This window comes from Bradyrhizobium sp. PUT101, assembly GCF_052043945.1.
Taxonomy (GTDB): Bacteria; Pseudomonadota; Alphaproteobacteria; order Rhizobiales; family Xanthobacteraceae; genus Bradyrhizobium.
This window is the reverse complement of sequence record NZ_CP197207.1, coordinates 301,429-314,973: the sequence shown is the minus strand read 5'-3', so window position 1 is coordinate 314,973 and position 13,545 is coordinate 301,429. Positions and strand designations below refer to the sequence as shown.

The window sequence follows — 13,545 nt, the reverse complement described above, 5'->3', positions numbered from 1 at the left end:
CTACGGGCGGCTCAGTTGCGAACGAAGATCAATTCGTACGGCTCGCGTTCGGGGCATAGGACTGGAACACACGAGCCACGCGAGCGAGCGACAAGCCTCTGATTTTATTGAATTTATTGAAGTTTTGGCGCAATCCCTCCCTCTCCGCCACATTAGAGCAGCTCGAGAGAACTCGGTAGAATCAGGCTCTTCTGCACATCGGGAGCTTGCGGCCTGGCGTCAGCTCACCTTCAGCACGAAGCTGTCGAAGTACGATGCAAGCCCGGCGTAATCATCCAGCGGCAATACACTCGCGACATACTGGTCAGGCCGCACCACGACCATGCAGCCGCTCTTTCGATCGATGCCTCGCATTGCGAAAATGTCGTGGCCGCCCTTGAGGTCCGGACAGAACATCTTTTCGTAGTCGATCAGACCATAGCGGCCCTTGCGCGGGAGCAGCAGTGACGGCATCGCCGCGACGGCAAGCTGACGATGATCCTGCTGGAAGACGGCGCGCAGGTCGATCACGCTGTCGACGTCTGCGCCAACCGGCGTATATCGCCGCGTTGGCGATTCCCGGCTCTCGGTGAGGAAGTTGCATAGCGCGCGAATAGCCGAACCGGCAGCCGCAGGATCTTCCGCGGGTGCAAACGCGTAGATGCGGAAACGGCCGTCGGCCTGCGCGGCGTGGCCGAGGTGGACCGGCTTGGCGTCCGCCAGCCGGATCACCGGCGCGGAATGGAAGCGCTTGCCGATCATGAGGCCTTGCGCGAGGTGCTGATGCGAAGCCGCCCCGGTGAGCACAGATGGCCTGTAATGCGTAGCCGTGCCCGCGGTGTAGCGCCCGTGCCTGACGAAATAGTCCTGCGTTTTGGCGGCATCGGCGCCGCCGGCCTTGGCGGCGGAGGCGAGAATCCCCGCCCATTCGCGGTCGAAATCGATCAGCTCCTTCGCGACCGCCTGGCGCTCCGCCGAATAGGAATGCAGCAGGCTTGGGGCGCACTGCCTCCGCAGCACGGCAGCAAGCTTCCAGCCGAGATTGAAAGCATCCTGCATCGAGACGTTCATGCCCTGCCCCGCCTTCGGGCTGTGCGTATGGCAGGCATCGCCGGCGATGAAGATGCGCGGCAGGCGCGTATTGATCTCGGCCTGCGGCACGTCGTCGAACTTGTCGGTAAGGCGCTGGCCGATCTCGTAGACCGACCACCAGGCGATCTCCTTCACGTCGAGCGTATGCGGCTTCAGGATCCGCTGCGCCTTGGCGATCACGTCGGCGGCGGTGATGTTGCGGTTCGCAACGCGCTCGCCGACATCGAGTTTTGCGAGCTCGACATAGATGCGGACCATGTAGCCGCCTTCACGCGGAATGATCAGCAGGCTGCCGTCCTTGGCCGACTGGATCAGCGACTTGAAGCGGATGTCAGGAAAGTCGGTCACCGCCAGCACGTCCATCACGCCCCAGGCATGGTTGGCGGAATCGCCGTGCAGTTCGCGCCCGATCGATTTGCGCACCGTGCTGCGTGCGCCGTCGCAGCCGACGACGTAGCGCGCCCTGATCGTCTCGACCTCACCCTCGTTCGCGGCATCGACGCGTTCGAGGCGCACGGTCACGGCATGAGCGGCGGCATCGGCGGCAGGATCGACATGGAGATCAAGCACGCGTCGGCTGTAATACGGCTCGAGCTTCGCCCGCGATTTGCGCATGACGTCGAGGAAATGGTCATGGATGCGCGCCTGGTTCAGAATGACGTGCGGGAGTTCCGACAGCCCGTCCTCGACGTCCTGAACCCGGCCGCTGCGGATGATCTTCTCCGGCGTCCGCTCATCCGGCTTCCAGAACGTCGTTTCGTTGACCCAATAGGCCTCCTTCAGCACCCGCTCGCTGAAGCCGTAGGCCTGGAACATCTCCATGGTGCGGCAGGCGATGCCGTCGGCCTGCCCGACCAGCAACCGGTCCGGCTTCTGCTCGACGATACAGGTCTTGATGTCAGGGAATTGCGCAAGCTGGGCAGCGAGCGTCAGGCCGGCAGGCCCGCAGCCGACGATGAGAACATCGACCTCGCCAGGCAGGGCGCCTGTTGCGCCCGATGCCTGAACGCGCTCGGCGGGATCGGCAATTTCGGGATCGCCCGGCTGAAATCCATTCAGATGGAATTGCATGAGCACCTCTCCCGCCCAATTTCTGTTTGGATATTGCTCAGTATGCTGACGATCAGTATACTTGTCAACGACCCTCGAAACCTCCCTGCCCTCCGCGGAGACTTCGGTGAAGGACAACAACGACATGCCCGGGCATCTGGCGCGCCGCTTCCAGCAGATCGCGGTGGCGGTGTTCCTGGCCGAGGTCGAAGACGCCGGATTCGATCTCACGCCGGTGCAGTACGCCGCGCTCGCGACCATCAAGGCCAATCCGGGGCTCGACCAGGTGACGCTCGCCGGACTGATCGCCTACGATCGCACCACCATCACCGGCGTGATCGATCGCCTCGTACAGAAAGGCCTCGCGGAGCGCCGCCCCTCCAGCCGCGACCGCCGCGCGCGGGAGCTCCAGATCACCGATGAAGGCCGGCGCACGCTGCGCAAGATCACGCCGGCCGTCGAATCTGCGCAGCGCATCATGCTGCGTGGCCTCAGCGCGAAGGAGGGCGAGGAACTGATGCGGCTGCTGCGCAAGGCCATTGCCGCCGGCAATGAGCTCAGCCGGGCCCCGCTACGCGACGTTCAGGTCTGATCCCGGACCGCGTCGGTCATTGTCGCAGCGCACGAAACCAGGAACTAACTTTCGCCTGCTAACGTCGGCCGCATTGGGCGCTTAACGCGCGATTAACTTTGCGGGGCGGAGTTTCGGAATGTTCAGGTTCCTCGTTATGGCCGCAGCCATGACGCTCTCGACCAGTCATGCGGTCGCAGGCGGCCACGGCGGCGGCGACCCTCCTCCGCCGAAGGTCGAGGCGCCGGCGGCGCCGGCGAAGGTAATCCTGACCAAACAGGGCCCCAAGCTCGTCGATCTCAACGGCATGACGCTTTATACCTACGAGCGCGACACCACGGGCAAGACGTCGAACTGCAACGGCAAGTGCACAGAGAGCTGGGTTCCGCTGGCGGCGACGGCCGACGCCAGGGCCGTCGGCGACTTCACCGTGATCGACCGCAACGACGGCAGCAAGATGTGGGCGTACCGCTATCGTCCGCTCTACACCTCACCCGCCGACAAGGCGCCGGGCGATGCCAACGGGAATGCCACGACCCTGCAATGGCGGATCGCGCGGCCCGCGAACTAGGGCGAGAACATCGCCGGATGACGGACGACGCTGCGACGGAATTGACCGATCGCACAAGCCCTCACCCGCGCCAGCGCAAGCCCGTCTGCGCCTGCGCGTTCTGCCCTGGCGGCAGCACCACGACCATCGAATTGAGCTTTACGCGGTCGTAGAGATCGATGACGTCCTCATTGCGCATCCGGATGCAGCCGGACGAGATCGCCTGGCCGATATATTCGGGCTGGTTGGTGCCGTGGATGCGGTAAAGCGTGTCCTTGTTGCCGACATATAGATAGATGCCCCGCGCGCCGAGCGGATTGGCGGGACCGCCACGAACGCGCGCCGGATACGGTCCGAGCCGCGCCTGGATATCCGCCGTCGGAACCCAGTCCGGCCATTCCGCCAGGCGGCCGACCCGCGCGACGCCGGAGAACGCCATGGCCTCCTCGCCGACCGCAACGCCATACCGGATCGCCTTGCCGTCGGGAAGCACGTAATAGAGGTAGCGCGCATCGGTATCGACCAGGATCGTGCCCGGCTGTTCCTTGCGGTGGTAGTCCACGATATGGCGGAGATATTGCTCAGGCACCTTGGCCTGAGCGTAAGGCGTATGCGCGAGCAACTGACGGTCGCGCGGCGTCATGCTCGCATCCGTCGATGGCGAGAGTGTCGTCTGCATGCAGCCGCCCAGCGGCAACATGGCTGCGACGAACAAAACGAGTAAAGATCTTGGCACCGCCGGCCCCCCCGATAGCGGATAGCAGCACCCCCAGCAGCGCCACATATCGCCAAAATCGTGCTGAAAACAAGGCGGGACGGGAACACGTGCGCGTGTTTGATCAGCCGGGTTCCATCACCACAAACGGCGGAAGACCGTCGCATCATCTCCATCCCCTCGCCTTGCTTTGGTCAAACGCGGCTGGACTCGTGCGTCCTGGGGTTCGGGATGGGCCACCTCGACAGATCGGTACCGCGCGAATGCGGACGAACTCGACTTCAAACACCGGGCTTCAAAGGAGCTGCGATGCTCGCGACGCTGAACGCCAAGCAAATCGTCGATGAGATCGTGAAGGACACGGTCAAGGATAACGATCCGCACGACGCGGTTCAGATCTCTCCAGAGGTCGTGCTGGCCTCGCGGCCAACAAGCGCGTCGCCTGCGCTCGCGCCGGAGATCGCGCCGCGGCCGGAGCCGAAGTTGACTCTGGAGCCGGCGCGTGCGCCCGAGCCCACCATCAACGTCGTCTACGGAAAGCCCGCCGCGGCACCGTTTGTCGACACGGCTGTCCGCGTCACGTCCAACGACGGTCCTGTCAGGCAGAAGCGATCCTCGCTCGGCAAGTGGCTGCGCGGAGCGTTCGTCGCGTTCCTGTTTGCCGGCGCCAGCGTGGCCGCCAGCATCGCGTGGGACGAGCACGGCGACGCAGCAAAGCAGATGCTCGCCGAATGGACGCCGGCACTGGCCTCGTTGCTGCCTGCGACCTCGCTGCTACCTGCGACATCGCAGACCACGCCGGTCGCCGCCGCGCAGGCCGCACCGCCTGCAGTGGAAGCCACTTCGGATCAAGCGGCCGACCAATCTGCGACGCCGCCCGCCGCTCAAATTGCCGCGGTCGCGCCTGCCCCGACACTGCCCGTCGACACAACGCAGTCGGTGCAATCGATGACGCGCGATCTCGCCGCGATGGCGCAGCAGATCGAGCAGCTCAAGGCCAACATCGCCGAGCTGAAGGCCGGACAGGAGCAGATGGCGCGCGAGATGGCGAAGCCACCCGTACCGAAGCCCCATGCGGAGGCGAAGCCGCCGGTCGACCCCCGCGCGCGCGCGTCGGCGCTTCCGCCGCGGCCTCCGGCGCCGCCGGTTCGCAAACCGAAGCCGGCCGTGTCGCAGACCTACGTGCCGACTTATGCGCCGGCGCCGCTCGCGCCCCCGCCGTCGCAGTCTGCCGCGGCCGCCTCGCCACCAGCTGCGCCGGTCACGACGACACAAGCCGTTGCCGATGATGATGGACCGGTCGTGCGCCCGCCAATGCCGCTACGCTAAAGCGACGACGTCGCGCAGGCTGTCCGAGTCTGTGTGATGGGTTGAGTCCGGGCGATTACGGGAGCGATACCGCGCATCTTCCGCTCAAGAGAAAAGGCCGTCGGGATCTATGCCGCCGGCCTTCTCTTGCAGCTGCCGGTTCCCGGAGCCCGGTTCTGCTGCAATTCCATGCCTCATGGTCGCGCAAGCATATTTAATAAAATGTTAACGCACTCACACATTGCACATCATTTCTGCGCCATAAGCACAGAGATTGCGCGGCCTGTTCATTCGGCCTCTATCGACTCAGTGGTATCATGCGAGAAGTGTTGAGACTTGCACTGAAGCTCAGATCGTCACACGGGGAATTCACATGCCCTACTACTATTTCGATCTTGTGGTTGGTGAAGAGTTCAAGAACCAGGGGGGAATCATCCTCGAAGACATCGAGGTTGCCTCCGATCGCGCCGATCAGCTGGCATGCGAGCTGTCGCAGGTGAAGCCGGAGCTGCAGCAGAAGGGTTGCGCGGTGCGCGTCACCGATCGCGATCACAACGAGCTCTATCGCACGCCGCTCGATCCGGTGCCGGCCTGGCAGCGCCAAGCATAGCGTTTTCAAGCGAAGCGGATCTTTACTCTTCAAGCGTCGGCGGCTCGAACCAGTTCGTCAGCGACAATCCACCGTCAACGACGAAGGCCGCGCCGGTGACGTAAGCGGAGAGCTTGTTCGACAGCACCGTGAGCGCCATCGGCACGAGGTCCTTGGCCTCGCCGAGACGTCCGAGCGGAATGTGCCGCGCCAGCGCGGGATCTGCAACGAATCCACCGGCCGCGATCGCGCCGGGCACCAGCGCGTTGACGCGGATATCGTGGCGGCCAAACGTCTTGGCCAGCTCCTTCACCAGCATCCCCAGCCCCGCCTTCGCCGTCGAATAATGCGGCAGGTTGCGCGGGGTGCCCGCATGCAGCGACGTCAGAAACAAGAATGAGCCCGGCCGTTTCGCCGCGATCAGCCGTTTTGCGAGTTCGCGCCCGAGGTGAAAGCCGGCATCGAGATTGACGGCATGCATCTCCTGCCACGTCCTGCGATCGACCGCGAGGGCATGATCGGCTTCGCGCCGCGGCGGCGAGGCGCTGTGGACGAAATGCGTGACCTCGCCCAGCGCGGCATGTGCAGCAGCCAGCAGCTCATCGCAGGCCTCGAGCCTGGCGAGATCGCCGACCCAGGGCACGGCCAGAGCGGGCTGCTCGCTCGCGCCGATCGCGGCATGCACCCGCTCCGCGCTCACATCCGCAAACACGGCCCGCACGCCCTCACCGACCAGTGCCTGCGCGATCGCGCGGCCGATGCCATTGCCCGCGCCGGTGACGAGCGCGGTGTCGCGTGCTGGATCGAACGGCGTGCTGAACAGGCTCATGTCGTGCTCCGAGGCTGGGGAGCGGCAGGTTAGCCCACCGCCTGGACCGACGACAATTGTGCCGCGCACCATTGCGGAGCGCCGTGCCGGGCGCTAGCCTCTCAAAAAAACGGAGGAGGTTCCAAGGATGCGCACCGGTTTTCTGATGGCGGGCCTGCTGCTGCTGACCGCGCCGGCCCAGGCGGCCGACGCGCCGCCGCGGTCGATCTATGTGACCATGGTCTTGCAGGCCTTCGCGGCCAAGGTCGAGTGCCCCAACACAGACCTCGTCTATCAGGACCTGGTGCAGAAGGCGCAGCAGATGCACCTGCCCGATGGCACCACCGAGAAGGTGCGCAAGGCGATCGCCTGGATGCACACCGGCGGCAAGATGGGCGAGAAGCAGGACGATGATTTGATGGCCGAGGTCGCGGTCGCGACCCAGGCGACCGACATGGACCAGCGCCGTCTCGGCATGTCCGGCTGGTGCGAGGCCCAGAAGACCAATCTCGCCGGCCTGATCCGAAGCAAGGGCGGCTGAGCGAGCCGGCCTTTCGCGTTAAGCACGCCGCGACGGAACCTCTGCTGCGGCCCAAAATCGTCACAATCCTCGAAAGCATGTGGCATCTTCGAATCCGAACAGGAGGTCCTCATGCGGAGTATCCATTTCGTTTTCGCCGGCGCGATTGCAGCCGCCACGGTGCTGGTTGCGCCCGTGCTGGCGAGGAATTCCGACGCCCAGAAAGGCGAGGAAAAATCCACCTTGTCGTCCTGCAGTGCCTATCAGCAGGCGCCGGATGGCTCGTGGGAGCCGCTCCCCTGCAAAGCGACAGGCGAGCGCGGGCAGCCGCAGACACAGAACCGGACGTCGTCGCAAGGCGCCGATCACGGGGAACGTTGAGGACGATCGCGCTGACGAATGTCAGCTCTGATGCGGGCCGCGCATGATCTTCATGGCGTCCGCGATGTGACGCCACTCCCTGGCCTCGTCGGCCTCGCCGCGGCTCTCGCAGGCCTGGGCTTGCTCGGCGGCCTTCGCGATCGCAACAAAACCGTGCTGTTCGAGCATCTGCCGGGCAACGGTATGGACCTGGACCTCGGACATCATGGGCGCTCTCCCGCTTGAGGGAACTGCGGTGCAGTGCGGCAACTGCCACCGCGGGTGTCTCACAACGGCTGAGCCCCGGAGCTCGTTCCGTCCCGTCGATGTGAGCCAAGACAAAGGCGGCCCGCCATGCCCGGCGGACCGCCCTTTCACCCACCCCAGAGCTGGAAATCTTCGGCCGCGGCCCCTACGCGACCGCCGCCTTCTTGCGCTCGAAATCGTTCGGCACCTCGATATCGACCTCCAGGGTCGAAACCTCGTCGCCGCGTTCGAGCCGGACGATGACCTTGGTCGGGTCCAGCGCCACATGCCTGGACACGACGGCGAGAATTTCCTCGCGCAGCACACCGAGCAGATCGGGCTGGCCGCGCATTCCACGCTCATGGGCAAGCAGGATCTGCAGCCGTTCGCGAGCGACGGGTGCCGAGGCCTTCTTGCCGCGGAGAAGTCGAAGCAGACCCATGCTCATGCAGCCCTCCGTCGCAGCAAACGATCCATCAGACCTCTGCGCTCGGCAGGAACATGCATCGTCACGTTCTCGCCGCAGAGGCGCTTGGCCGCGTCCATATAGGCCCGCGCCGGCGCTCCATCCGCGTTCGACAAGGTCACCGGCGTGCCGACGTTGGACGCCTTCAACACGTCCTGGCTCTCGGGGATGATGCCGAGCAAGGGCGTGGCAAGGATCTCGAGGATGTCGTCGATGGTCAGCATCTCGCCGCGCGCGGCGCGGGAGGGATCGTAGCGGGTGATGAGAATGTGCTTCTCGACCCGCTCGCCCTTTTCGGCCCGCACCGTCTTGGAATCGAGCATGCCGATGATGCGGTCGGAATCGCGCACCGAGGAGACTTCCGGATTGGTGACGATCACGGCCTCGTCGGCAAAGCGCATCGCCATGGAGGCGCCGCGCTCGATGCCGGCCGGGCTGTCGCAGATCACCCAGTCGAAACGGCTACGCAGATCGGCGATGACCTTGCCGACGCCCTCTTCCGTCAGCGCGTCCTTGTCGCGGGTTTGCGAGGCCGGCAGCAGCCAGAGATTCTCCAGCCGCTTGTCGCGGATCAGCGCCTGCGGCAGCTTCGCGACGCCCTGCACCACGTTGATGAGATCGAACACCACGCGACGTTCGGCGCCCATCACGAGGTCGAGATTACGCAAGCCGACGTCGAAATCGACGACGACGACCTTGTCGCCGCGTTGCGCGAGCGCCGCTCCCAGAGCGGCGGTCGTCGTGGTCTTGCCGACCCCGCCCTTGCCTGATGTCACGACCAGTACCTTGGCCATCTCAATTATCTCCTTCTGGTCAGTTCAGCGCAGTAATTCGCATGGTGTTGCCTTGCAGGAAGGCCTGGGCGGGCCGCCCGCGCAGGGCCTCGTCGATGTCGTCGGCGGTCTGATAAAACCCATCGATTGCAAGCAGTTCGGCTTCGATCTTCTGACAATAGATGCGCGCGCTGGTGTGACCGTTCACGCCCGCCATGGCGCGGCCGCGCAGCGCGCCGTAGACGTGGATGGAGCCGCCGGCGACGACCTCGGCGCCGGAGCCGACCGAGCCGAGAATGGTGACGTCGCCTTCCGGGAAGATCACGGTCTGGCCCGAGCGCACGGGGTTTTCGAGGAGCAGCGAGGTCGGCTTGGTCTCCACTTTCACGTCGGCCTTCTTCGGCGCGCTCGGCTCGACCACGCAGCTGCGCCCGCCCGACAGCAGCGGCGGCATCGCGGAGGTCAGCCGGCCCTCCTCCACGCCCTCGATGCCGAGCACGCGGATGTTGCGTTCCTGAAGGCTGGTGAGCAGATGGCCGATGCCGGCCTGGCTGAGATCGACCGAGGACAGGTCGATCACCACGGGCCGGCCGGCAAAGAAGCCCGGCGACCGCGCAATGGTGGCGTCGATCTCATGCAGCCAGTCCTGGACCGGAACCGTCGGCGTGAACACGAACGCCACATAGGAGCGTCCGCGCAGGCGCACCAATTGACGTTGGACTTTTGCTGCAGCCTGCATGGCGGCCGACTCGTTCCCTGTTATTGAATGGTTAACGATGCGGCGGATATGGTTAACGGTCGGTTAATGTCTCCGTGGGGTTACGTGGGACGTGAATTGGTTGGAGTCGCTTTCGTGTCCGGACGCGCGCTGCGACGCACAACTCTGCTGCTCATGGCGCGCCCAAGCCGGTCACGCTCACCGCCAACATGGGCCCGGGCCCCGGCTCTGCAGCGCACCGTGTCGCGCCATCCATGTGATTGCAGGACCGCTCACCCGGATTGACACGGTCGTGCCATCTGGTTTCGATGCGCGTCCCGCAGACGGAGCCGATCATGTCAATTCAGTCGTCCATCAGACGCAAGACCGCGCCGGACATCCGCGCCCGCAAGCACGGCGAGCCGGTCGTCATGCTGACCTCCTATCATGCGCACACGGCAGCGCTGGTGGATCAGCATTGCGACGTTATTCTGGTCGGCGATTCCCTTGGTAACGTCATGCACGGCTTCGAGACGACAGTGCCGGTCACGCTCGACATGATGATCCTTCAAGGTGCTGCCGTGATGCGCGGATCGAAGCGGGCGCTGGTCGTGGTCGATATGCCGTTCGGGTCGTATGAAGCCTCCAAGGAGCAGGCATTCAATTCCGCGGTACGGATCATGAAGGAAACGCAATGCGGCGCGGTGAAGCTTGAAGGCGGCGTCCGCATGGCGGAGACGATTGCATTCCTGTCCGGACGTGGCATCCCGGTGATGGGTCATATCGGCCTTACGCCGCAATCCATCAACACGCTCGGTTCGTTTCGCGCCCAGGGGCGCAACGAGATCGACTGGGGGCCGATCGAGGACGATGCGAAGGCGGTCGCCGATGCCGGTGCGTTCTCAGTCGTCGTTGAAGCCGTGGCCGAGCCGTTAGCGCGCAAGATCACGGAAACGATCGCGATCCCCACCATCGGGATCGGCGCGAGCGCGGCCTGCGACGGCCAAGTGCTCGTGCTCGAGGACATGCTTGGGCTCTCGCCACGAACCCCTAAATTCGTTCGGCGCTACGGCGATCTCGGTCCGGCCATCGAAGCGGCGGTCGAACGGTATGCCGCCGACGTGCGGTCGCGTGCCTTTCCCGGACCGGAACACGTCTACGACATGAAGAAGGGCTGACGCAGCGAGCAGTCAAGCGCCGCTCACTTCTTCACCTTGCTCGCATCCATCTTGATGTTCGGATCCAGCAACTTCGTTGTGAACGCCGTCGTCACGTCGAACGGCTTCTCCATGCCGAGATAGGTGTGGACCAGGTCGTAGTCCTTCTTCATCCGCTCGCCGTCGATCCAGCCGAGCCCCTTGGTGGTCGTGAACTCGTCCGTCATCAGGAACTTGATGCGCTCCCACTGGCGTTCCTGGTTGGCGCGGTCGAGCCCCGAGACCTGCGCGAGCAGCGCGTTCAGGCACGGGGCTACGTCGGCGACGCAGGCCGCAAATGCCTTCTGCGTGACGCGCACGAAATCTTCGACGACCTTCGGATTCTTCTGCAGATAGGCACCGTTGACGATCAGCGAATTGCCGTAAGGGTTGAGCCCGATGTCCTTCCAGTTGACGTAGCCGAGGTCGGGACCGAACTCGATGACCTTCAGGTCGTGCTCGTTGTAGAAGTCGCTGATGATATCGACAGTGTGGCTCTTCAGCGCCGCGATCTTGGCGGTCGGCCCGACATTGACGAAGCCGACGGAGTCGGGCGCAAGCCCTGCCGCCTTGGCGAAGGCCGGCCACATCACGCGCGAGGCATCGCCGGGCGGGTTGCCGATCTTGTGGCCGGCGAAATCCTTCACGCCGTTCACGCCGTAGCTCTTCAGCCAGTAGAAAGTCTGGCCGGTATTGGCATAGACGCTCATCACCGCAACCGTATCGGCGCCCTTGCTCTTGGCCACCAGCATGGTCGCGAGATCGGCGACGCCGAAGGGCGAGCCGCCGGAGCCGACCTTGGCCGCGGAGACGCCGGAGCCCTTGCCGGTCTCGATGGTGAGGTCGATGCCCGCCTTCTCGTACCAGCCCTGCGCCTTGGCGTAATAATACGGCGAGTGATCGGCCGTCGGCGTCCAGTTCAGGATCAGATTGACGGCCTCTCCCGCATGCGCGGGCATCGCCGGCGCACCGAGCGCCAGAGCCAAGACCAGGGCCGAGCCCGCCGCCTGCAAACGCTTCATCGCATCTCTCCTCGTTGCCGCGACCCGGCTTGTCGCTCTCCCCTTGTGAGGATACCAATGCAACAAGCCCGCCCTCCACTTGTCAACTGTTTGGTTGGAAATGCCCGCAAAACGATCTGGCGACACCGTGCCGCAGCGCCGCGACCCCGTCGCCACCCGCAAGAAGCTCCTGACCGCGGCGCGCCAGGAATTCGCCCGGCACGGCTTTGCGGGCGCCCGCGTCGACGAGATCGCCGAGCGCGCCGGCGTCAACAAGCAGCTCGTCTACCATTATTTCGGCGACAAGGACGCGCTGTACCTCGCCGTGCTCGAATGGGTCTATGAGGACATCCGCGAGCAGGAGCGCAGGCTCAATCTCGAAGGCCTGCCGCCGGAGAAGGCGATCCGCAAGCTGATCGAGGCTTCGTTCGACCATCTGGCCGCAAACCCCGATTTCATCGTGCTCCTGAACGACGAGAACCGCGGCGGCGCCCGCCACGTCCGCGGCTCGACCAGGCTGGAAGCGATGCACTCACCGCTCGTCAAAAGCGTCTCCCACATCCTCAACGAGGGGGTGCGCTCGGGCGTATTCCGCAAGGGGATCGACCCCGTCCAGCTCTATATCTCGATTGCGGGCCTCAGTTATTTCTTCTTCTCCAACACGCCGACGCTGTCGGCGATCTTCGGCAAGGACCTGTCGAGCCGGGCCCAGCGGCGCGCCCGCCGCCGGCACGTCGCCGATCTGGTGCTCCAGTCGCTCCGGCCGTAATCAACCAACTGGTTGAAACTTTCCTCAAGTCCGGCTAGGCTTGCGACCCGCGGCAGGGTGGCTGCGAGCAACAGGAGCAATCGGTGGCAGGAGACGGGGCACGCAGCTGGCGCAGCTTTACGATCGTCCTGATCGTGCACCTCGTCGTGCTCGTGCTGTGGCAGGTCGCGGTCGACGCCTTCCACGTGCCGAAATTCATCCTGCCCTCGCCGCTTGCGACAATTCAGACATTGGGAACGACGGGCTACGCCTGGGGTGCCAATACGCTGGTGACGGCGATCGAGATCCTCGGCGGCTTTGCGCTCGGCGCATTCGTCGGCGTCGCGCTCGCCGTGATCTTCAGCTGGGCACCGCTGCTCAGCCTCGTGCTGCTGCCGCTGTTCGTCACGCTGAACATGATTCCGAAAGTGGCGCTCGGCCCGCTCTTCATCGTCTGGTTCTCCTACGGCATCGTGCCGAACATCCTGATCGCCTTCAGCATCTGCTTCTTCCCGATCCTGCTCACCACCGCGCGGGGCCTGCGCGAGGTCGAGCCGGATCTGCTCGATCTCGTCAAATCGCTGCGCGGCTCGCGCTGGACTCTGTTCCGCAAGATCCAGCTGCCGGGATCGCTGCCCTACATCTTCTCCGGCATGAAGGTCGGCGCCATCCTCGCGGTCGCCGGCGCCATCGTCGGCGAGTTCATCGCCTCCGAGCGCGGGCTCGGCTACCTCATGATCCAGGTGCAGTCATCGCTCGACACGCCCGCGATGGTGATGGCGGTCGTGCTGCTGACGCTGCTTGGTGTCGCTCTCTACGGCCTGGTCCTCGCCCTCGAACGCATGTTCGTGGTCGGCGACGCCAGACAGACCTGAA

The 13,545-nt window shown here is 64.6% G+C and carries 17 protein-coding genes; 9 read left to right on the top strand and 8 right to left on the bottom strand.

The features are described 5' to 3' along the window. Nucleotides 1-219 precede the first annotated feature (219 nt). Entirely contained in the window at nt 220-2,142 is a 1,923-nt protein-coding gene (locus tag ACSHT2_RS01495; protein WP_440640071.1) for an FAD-binding monooxygenase, read from the bottom strand. Between the two features lie 106 nt (nt 2,143-2,248). Between ACSHT2_RS01495 and ACSHT2_RS01490 the strand changes: the two genes are divergently transcribed. Both ACSHT2_RS01490 and ACSHT2_RS01485 read left to right on the top strand, forming a co-directional pair. Then, nucleotides 2,249-2,713 carry a MarR family winged helix-turn-helix transcriptional regulator gene (locus ACSHT2_RS01490; protein ID WP_440640070.1) on the top strand — a complete coding sequence of 155 codons (465 nt, stop codon included), beginning with the start codon at nt 2,249-2,251 and terminating at the stop codon, nt 2,711-2,713. Between the two features lie 118 nt (nt 2,714-2,831). Then, nucleotides 2,832-3,263, top strand: coding sequence for a COG4315 family predicted lipoprotein (locus tag ACSHT2_RS01485; protein ID WP_440640069.1), 432 nt, complete (start codon nt 2,832-2,834; stop codon nt 3,261-3,263). 61 nt (nt 3,264-3,324) lie between these two features. Here the strand turns inward: ACSHT2_RS01485 and ACSHT2_RS01480 are convergent, their stop codons facing one another. Beyond that, on the bottom strand, nt 3,325-3,942 hold the full coding sequence (locus ACSHT2_RS01480) for a L,D-transpeptidase (RefSeq protein ID WP_440643020.1): 618 nt from the start codon (nt 3,940-3,942) through the stop codon (nt 3,325-3,327). A gap of 324 nt (nt 3,943-4,266) precedes the next feature. Here ACSHT2_RS01480 and ACSHT2_RS01475 point away from each other — a divergent pair, with 324 nt between their 5' ends. Both ACSHT2_RS01475 and ACSHT2_RS01470 read left to right on the top strand, forming a co-directional pair. Further along, a complete protein-coding gene (locus tag ACSHT2_RS01475) occupies nt 4,267-5,286 on the top strand; it encodes a hypothetical protein (RefSeq protein WP_440640068.1) in 1,020 nt (339 codons plus the stop codon). A gap of 352 nt (nt 5,287-5,638) precedes the next feature. Further along, nucleotides 5,639-5,875, top strand: a complete 237-nt coding sequence (locus ACSHT2_RS01470) for a DUF6894 family protein (RefSeq protein ID WP_124158999.1) — start codon at nt 5,639-5,641, stop codon at nt 5,873-5,875. A gap of 22 nt (nt 5,876-5,897) precedes the next feature. Here the strand turns inward: ACSHT2_RS01470 and ACSHT2_RS01465 are convergent, their stop codons facing one another. Beyond that, complete coding sequence (locus tag ACSHT2_RS01465) at nt 5,898-6,683, bottom strand: SDR family NAD(P)-dependent oxidoreductase (protein WP_440640067.1); 786 nt, start codon at nt 6,681-6,683, stop codon at nt 5,898-5,900. Nucleotides 6,684-6,810: 127 nt separating this feature from the next. Between ACSHT2_RS01465 and ACSHT2_RS01460 the strand changes: the two genes are divergently transcribed. Continuing rightward, nucleotides 6,811-7,203, top strand: a complete 393-nt coding sequence (locus ACSHT2_RS01460; RefSeq protein WP_440640066.1) for a hypothetical protein — start codon at nt 6,811-6,813, stop codon at nt 7,201-7,203. Nucleotides 7,204-7,314: 111 nt separating this feature from the next. Next, nucleotides 7,315-7,563 carry a hypothetical protein gene (locus ACSHT2_RS01455; RefSeq protein WP_440640065.1) on the top strand — a complete coding sequence of 83 codons (249 nt, stop codon included), beginning with the start codon at nt 7,315-7,317 and terminating at the stop codon, nt 7,561-7,563. A 21-nt stretch (nt 7,564-7,584) separates the two neighbouring features. On the opposite strand, the gene ACSHT2_RS01450 is transcribed toward ACSHT2_RS01455, so the two are convergent. From ACSHT2_RS01450 to minC, 4 genes are all read right to left on the bottom strand, one after another. Further along, nucleotides 7,585-7,770, bottom strand: coding sequence for a hypothetical protein (locus ACSHT2_RS01450; RefSeq protein ID WP_124158995.1), 186 nt, complete (start codon nt 7,768-7,770; stop codon nt 7,585-7,587). A gap of 184 nt (nt 7,771-7,954) precedes the next feature. Continuing rightward, a complete protein-coding gene (gene minE, locus ACSHT2_RS01445; protein ID WP_124158994.1) occupies nt 7,955-8,236 on the bottom strand; it encodes a cell division topological specificity factor MinE in 282 nt (93 codons plus the stop codon). After that, nucleotides 8,233-9,048, bottom strand: coding sequence for a septum site-determining protein MinD (gene minD / locus ACSHT2_RS01440; protein WP_440640064.1), 816 nt, complete (start codon nt 9,046-9,048; stop codon nt 8,233-8,235). Before minD ends, minE begins: the two co-directional genes overlap by 4 nt. A 19-nt stretch (nt 9,049-9,067) precedes the next feature. After that, complete coding sequence (gene minC, locus ACSHT2_RS01435; RefSeq protein WP_440640063.1) at nt 9,068-9,766, bottom strand: septum site-determining protein MinC; 699 nt, start codon at nt 9,764-9,766, stop codon at nt 9,068-9,070. A 314-nt stretch (nt 9,767-10,080) separates the two neighbouring features. Here minC and panB point away from each other — a divergent pair, with 314 nt between their 5' ends. Then, nucleotides 10,081-10,902: a 3-methyl-2-oxobutanoate hydroxymethyltransferase gene (gene panB, locus ACSHT2_RS01430; protein ID WP_440640062.1), complete on the top strand. Its 822-nt coding sequence runs from the start codon at nt 10,081-10,083 to the stop codon at nt 10,900-10,902. A 23-nt stretch (nt 10,903-10,925) separates the two neighbouring features. On the opposite strand, the gene ACSHT2_RS01425 is transcribed toward panB, so the two are convergent. Further along, on the bottom strand, nt 10,926-11,942 hold the full coding sequence (locus ACSHT2_RS01425; RefSeq protein ID WP_440640061.1) for an ABC transporter substrate-binding protein: 1,017 nt from the start codon (nt 11,940-11,942) through the stop codon (nt 10,926-10,928). Between the two features lie 100 nt (nt 11,943-12,042). On the opposite strand from ACSHT2_RS01425, the gene ACSHT2_RS01420 reads away from it, so the two are divergent. Together ACSHT2_RS01420 and ACSHT2_RS01415 are read left to right on the top strand one after the other, a co-directional pair. After that, nucleotides 12,043-12,690, top strand: a complete 648-nt coding sequence (locus tag ACSHT2_RS01420) for a TetR/AcrR family transcriptional regulator (RefSeq protein WP_440640060.1) — start codon at nt 12,043-12,045, stop codon at nt 12,688-12,690. Between the two features lie 83 nt (nt 12,691-12,773). Then, nucleotides 12,774-13,544: an ABC transporter permease gene (locus ACSHT2_RS01415; protein ID WP_440640059.1), complete on the top strand. Its 771-nt coding sequence runs from the start codon at nt 12,774-12,776 to the stop codon at nt 13,542-13,544. Nucleotide 13,545 lies beyond the last annotated feature (1 nt).

Bases quoted from the DNA above. Each gene is read 5' to 3' on its own strand.
- ACSHT2_RS01455 (WP_440640065.1), top strand. From the start codon at position 7,315: ATGCGGAGTATCCATTTCGTTTTCGCCGGCGCGATTGCAGCCGCCACG.
- ACSHT2_RS01470 (WP_124158999.1), top strand. From the start codon at position 5,639: ATGCCCTACTACTATTTCGATCTTGTGGTTGGTGAAGAGTTCAAGAAC.
- ACSHT2_RS01465 (WP_440640067.1), bottom strand. From the start codon at position 6,683: ATGAGCCTGTTCAGCACGCCGTTCGATCCAGCACGCGACACCGCGCTC.
- ACSHT2_RS01420 (WP_440640060.1), top strand. From the start codon at position 12,043: ATGCCCGCAAAACGATCTGGCGACACCGTGCCGCAGCGCCGCGACCCC.
- ACSHT2_RS01475 (WP_440640068.1), top strand. From the start codon at position 4,267: ATGCTCGCGACGCTGAACGCCAAGCAAATCGTCGATGAGATCGTGAAG.
- ACSHT2_RS01425 (WP_440640061.1), bottom strand. From the start codon at position 11,942: ATGAAGCGTTTGCAGGCGGCGGGCTCGGCCCTGGTCTTGGCTCTGGCG.
- minC (WP_440640063.1), bottom strand. From the start codon at position 9,766: ATGCAGGCTGCAGCAAAAGTCCAACGTCAATTGGTGCGCCTGCGCGGA.
- minD (WP_440640064.1), bottom strand. From the start codon at position 9,048: ATGGCCAAGGTACTGGTCGTGACATCAGGCAAGGGCGGGGTCGGCAAG.
- ACSHT2_RS01460 (WP_440640066.1), top strand. From the start codon at position 6,811: ATGCGCACCGGTTTTCTGATGGCGGGCCTGCTGCTGCTGACCGCGCCG.
- ACSHT2_RS01480 (WP_440643020.1), bottom strand. From the start codon at position 3,942: ATGTTGCCGCTGGGCGGCTGCATGCAGACGACACTCTCGCCATCGACG.
- panB (WP_440640062.1), top strand. From the start codon at position 10,081: ATGTCAATTCAGTCGTCCATCAGACGCAAGACCGCGCCGGACATCCGC.
- ACSHT2_RS01485 (WP_440640069.1), top strand. From the start codon at position 2,832: ATGTTCAGGTTCCTCGTTATGGCCGCAGCCATGACGCTCTCGACCAGT.
- ACSHT2_RS01450 (WP_124158995.1), bottom strand. From the start codon at position 7,770: ATGATGTCCGAGGTCCAGGTCCATACCGTTGCCCGGCAGATGCTCGAA.
- minE (WP_124158994.1), bottom strand. From the start codon at position 8,236: ATGAGCATGGGTCTGCTTCGACTTCTCCGCGGCAAGAAGGCCTCGGCA.
- ACSHT2_RS01495 (WP_440640071.1), bottom strand. From the start codon at position 2,142: ATGCAATTCCATCTGAATGGATTTCAGCCGGGCGATCCCGAAATTGCC.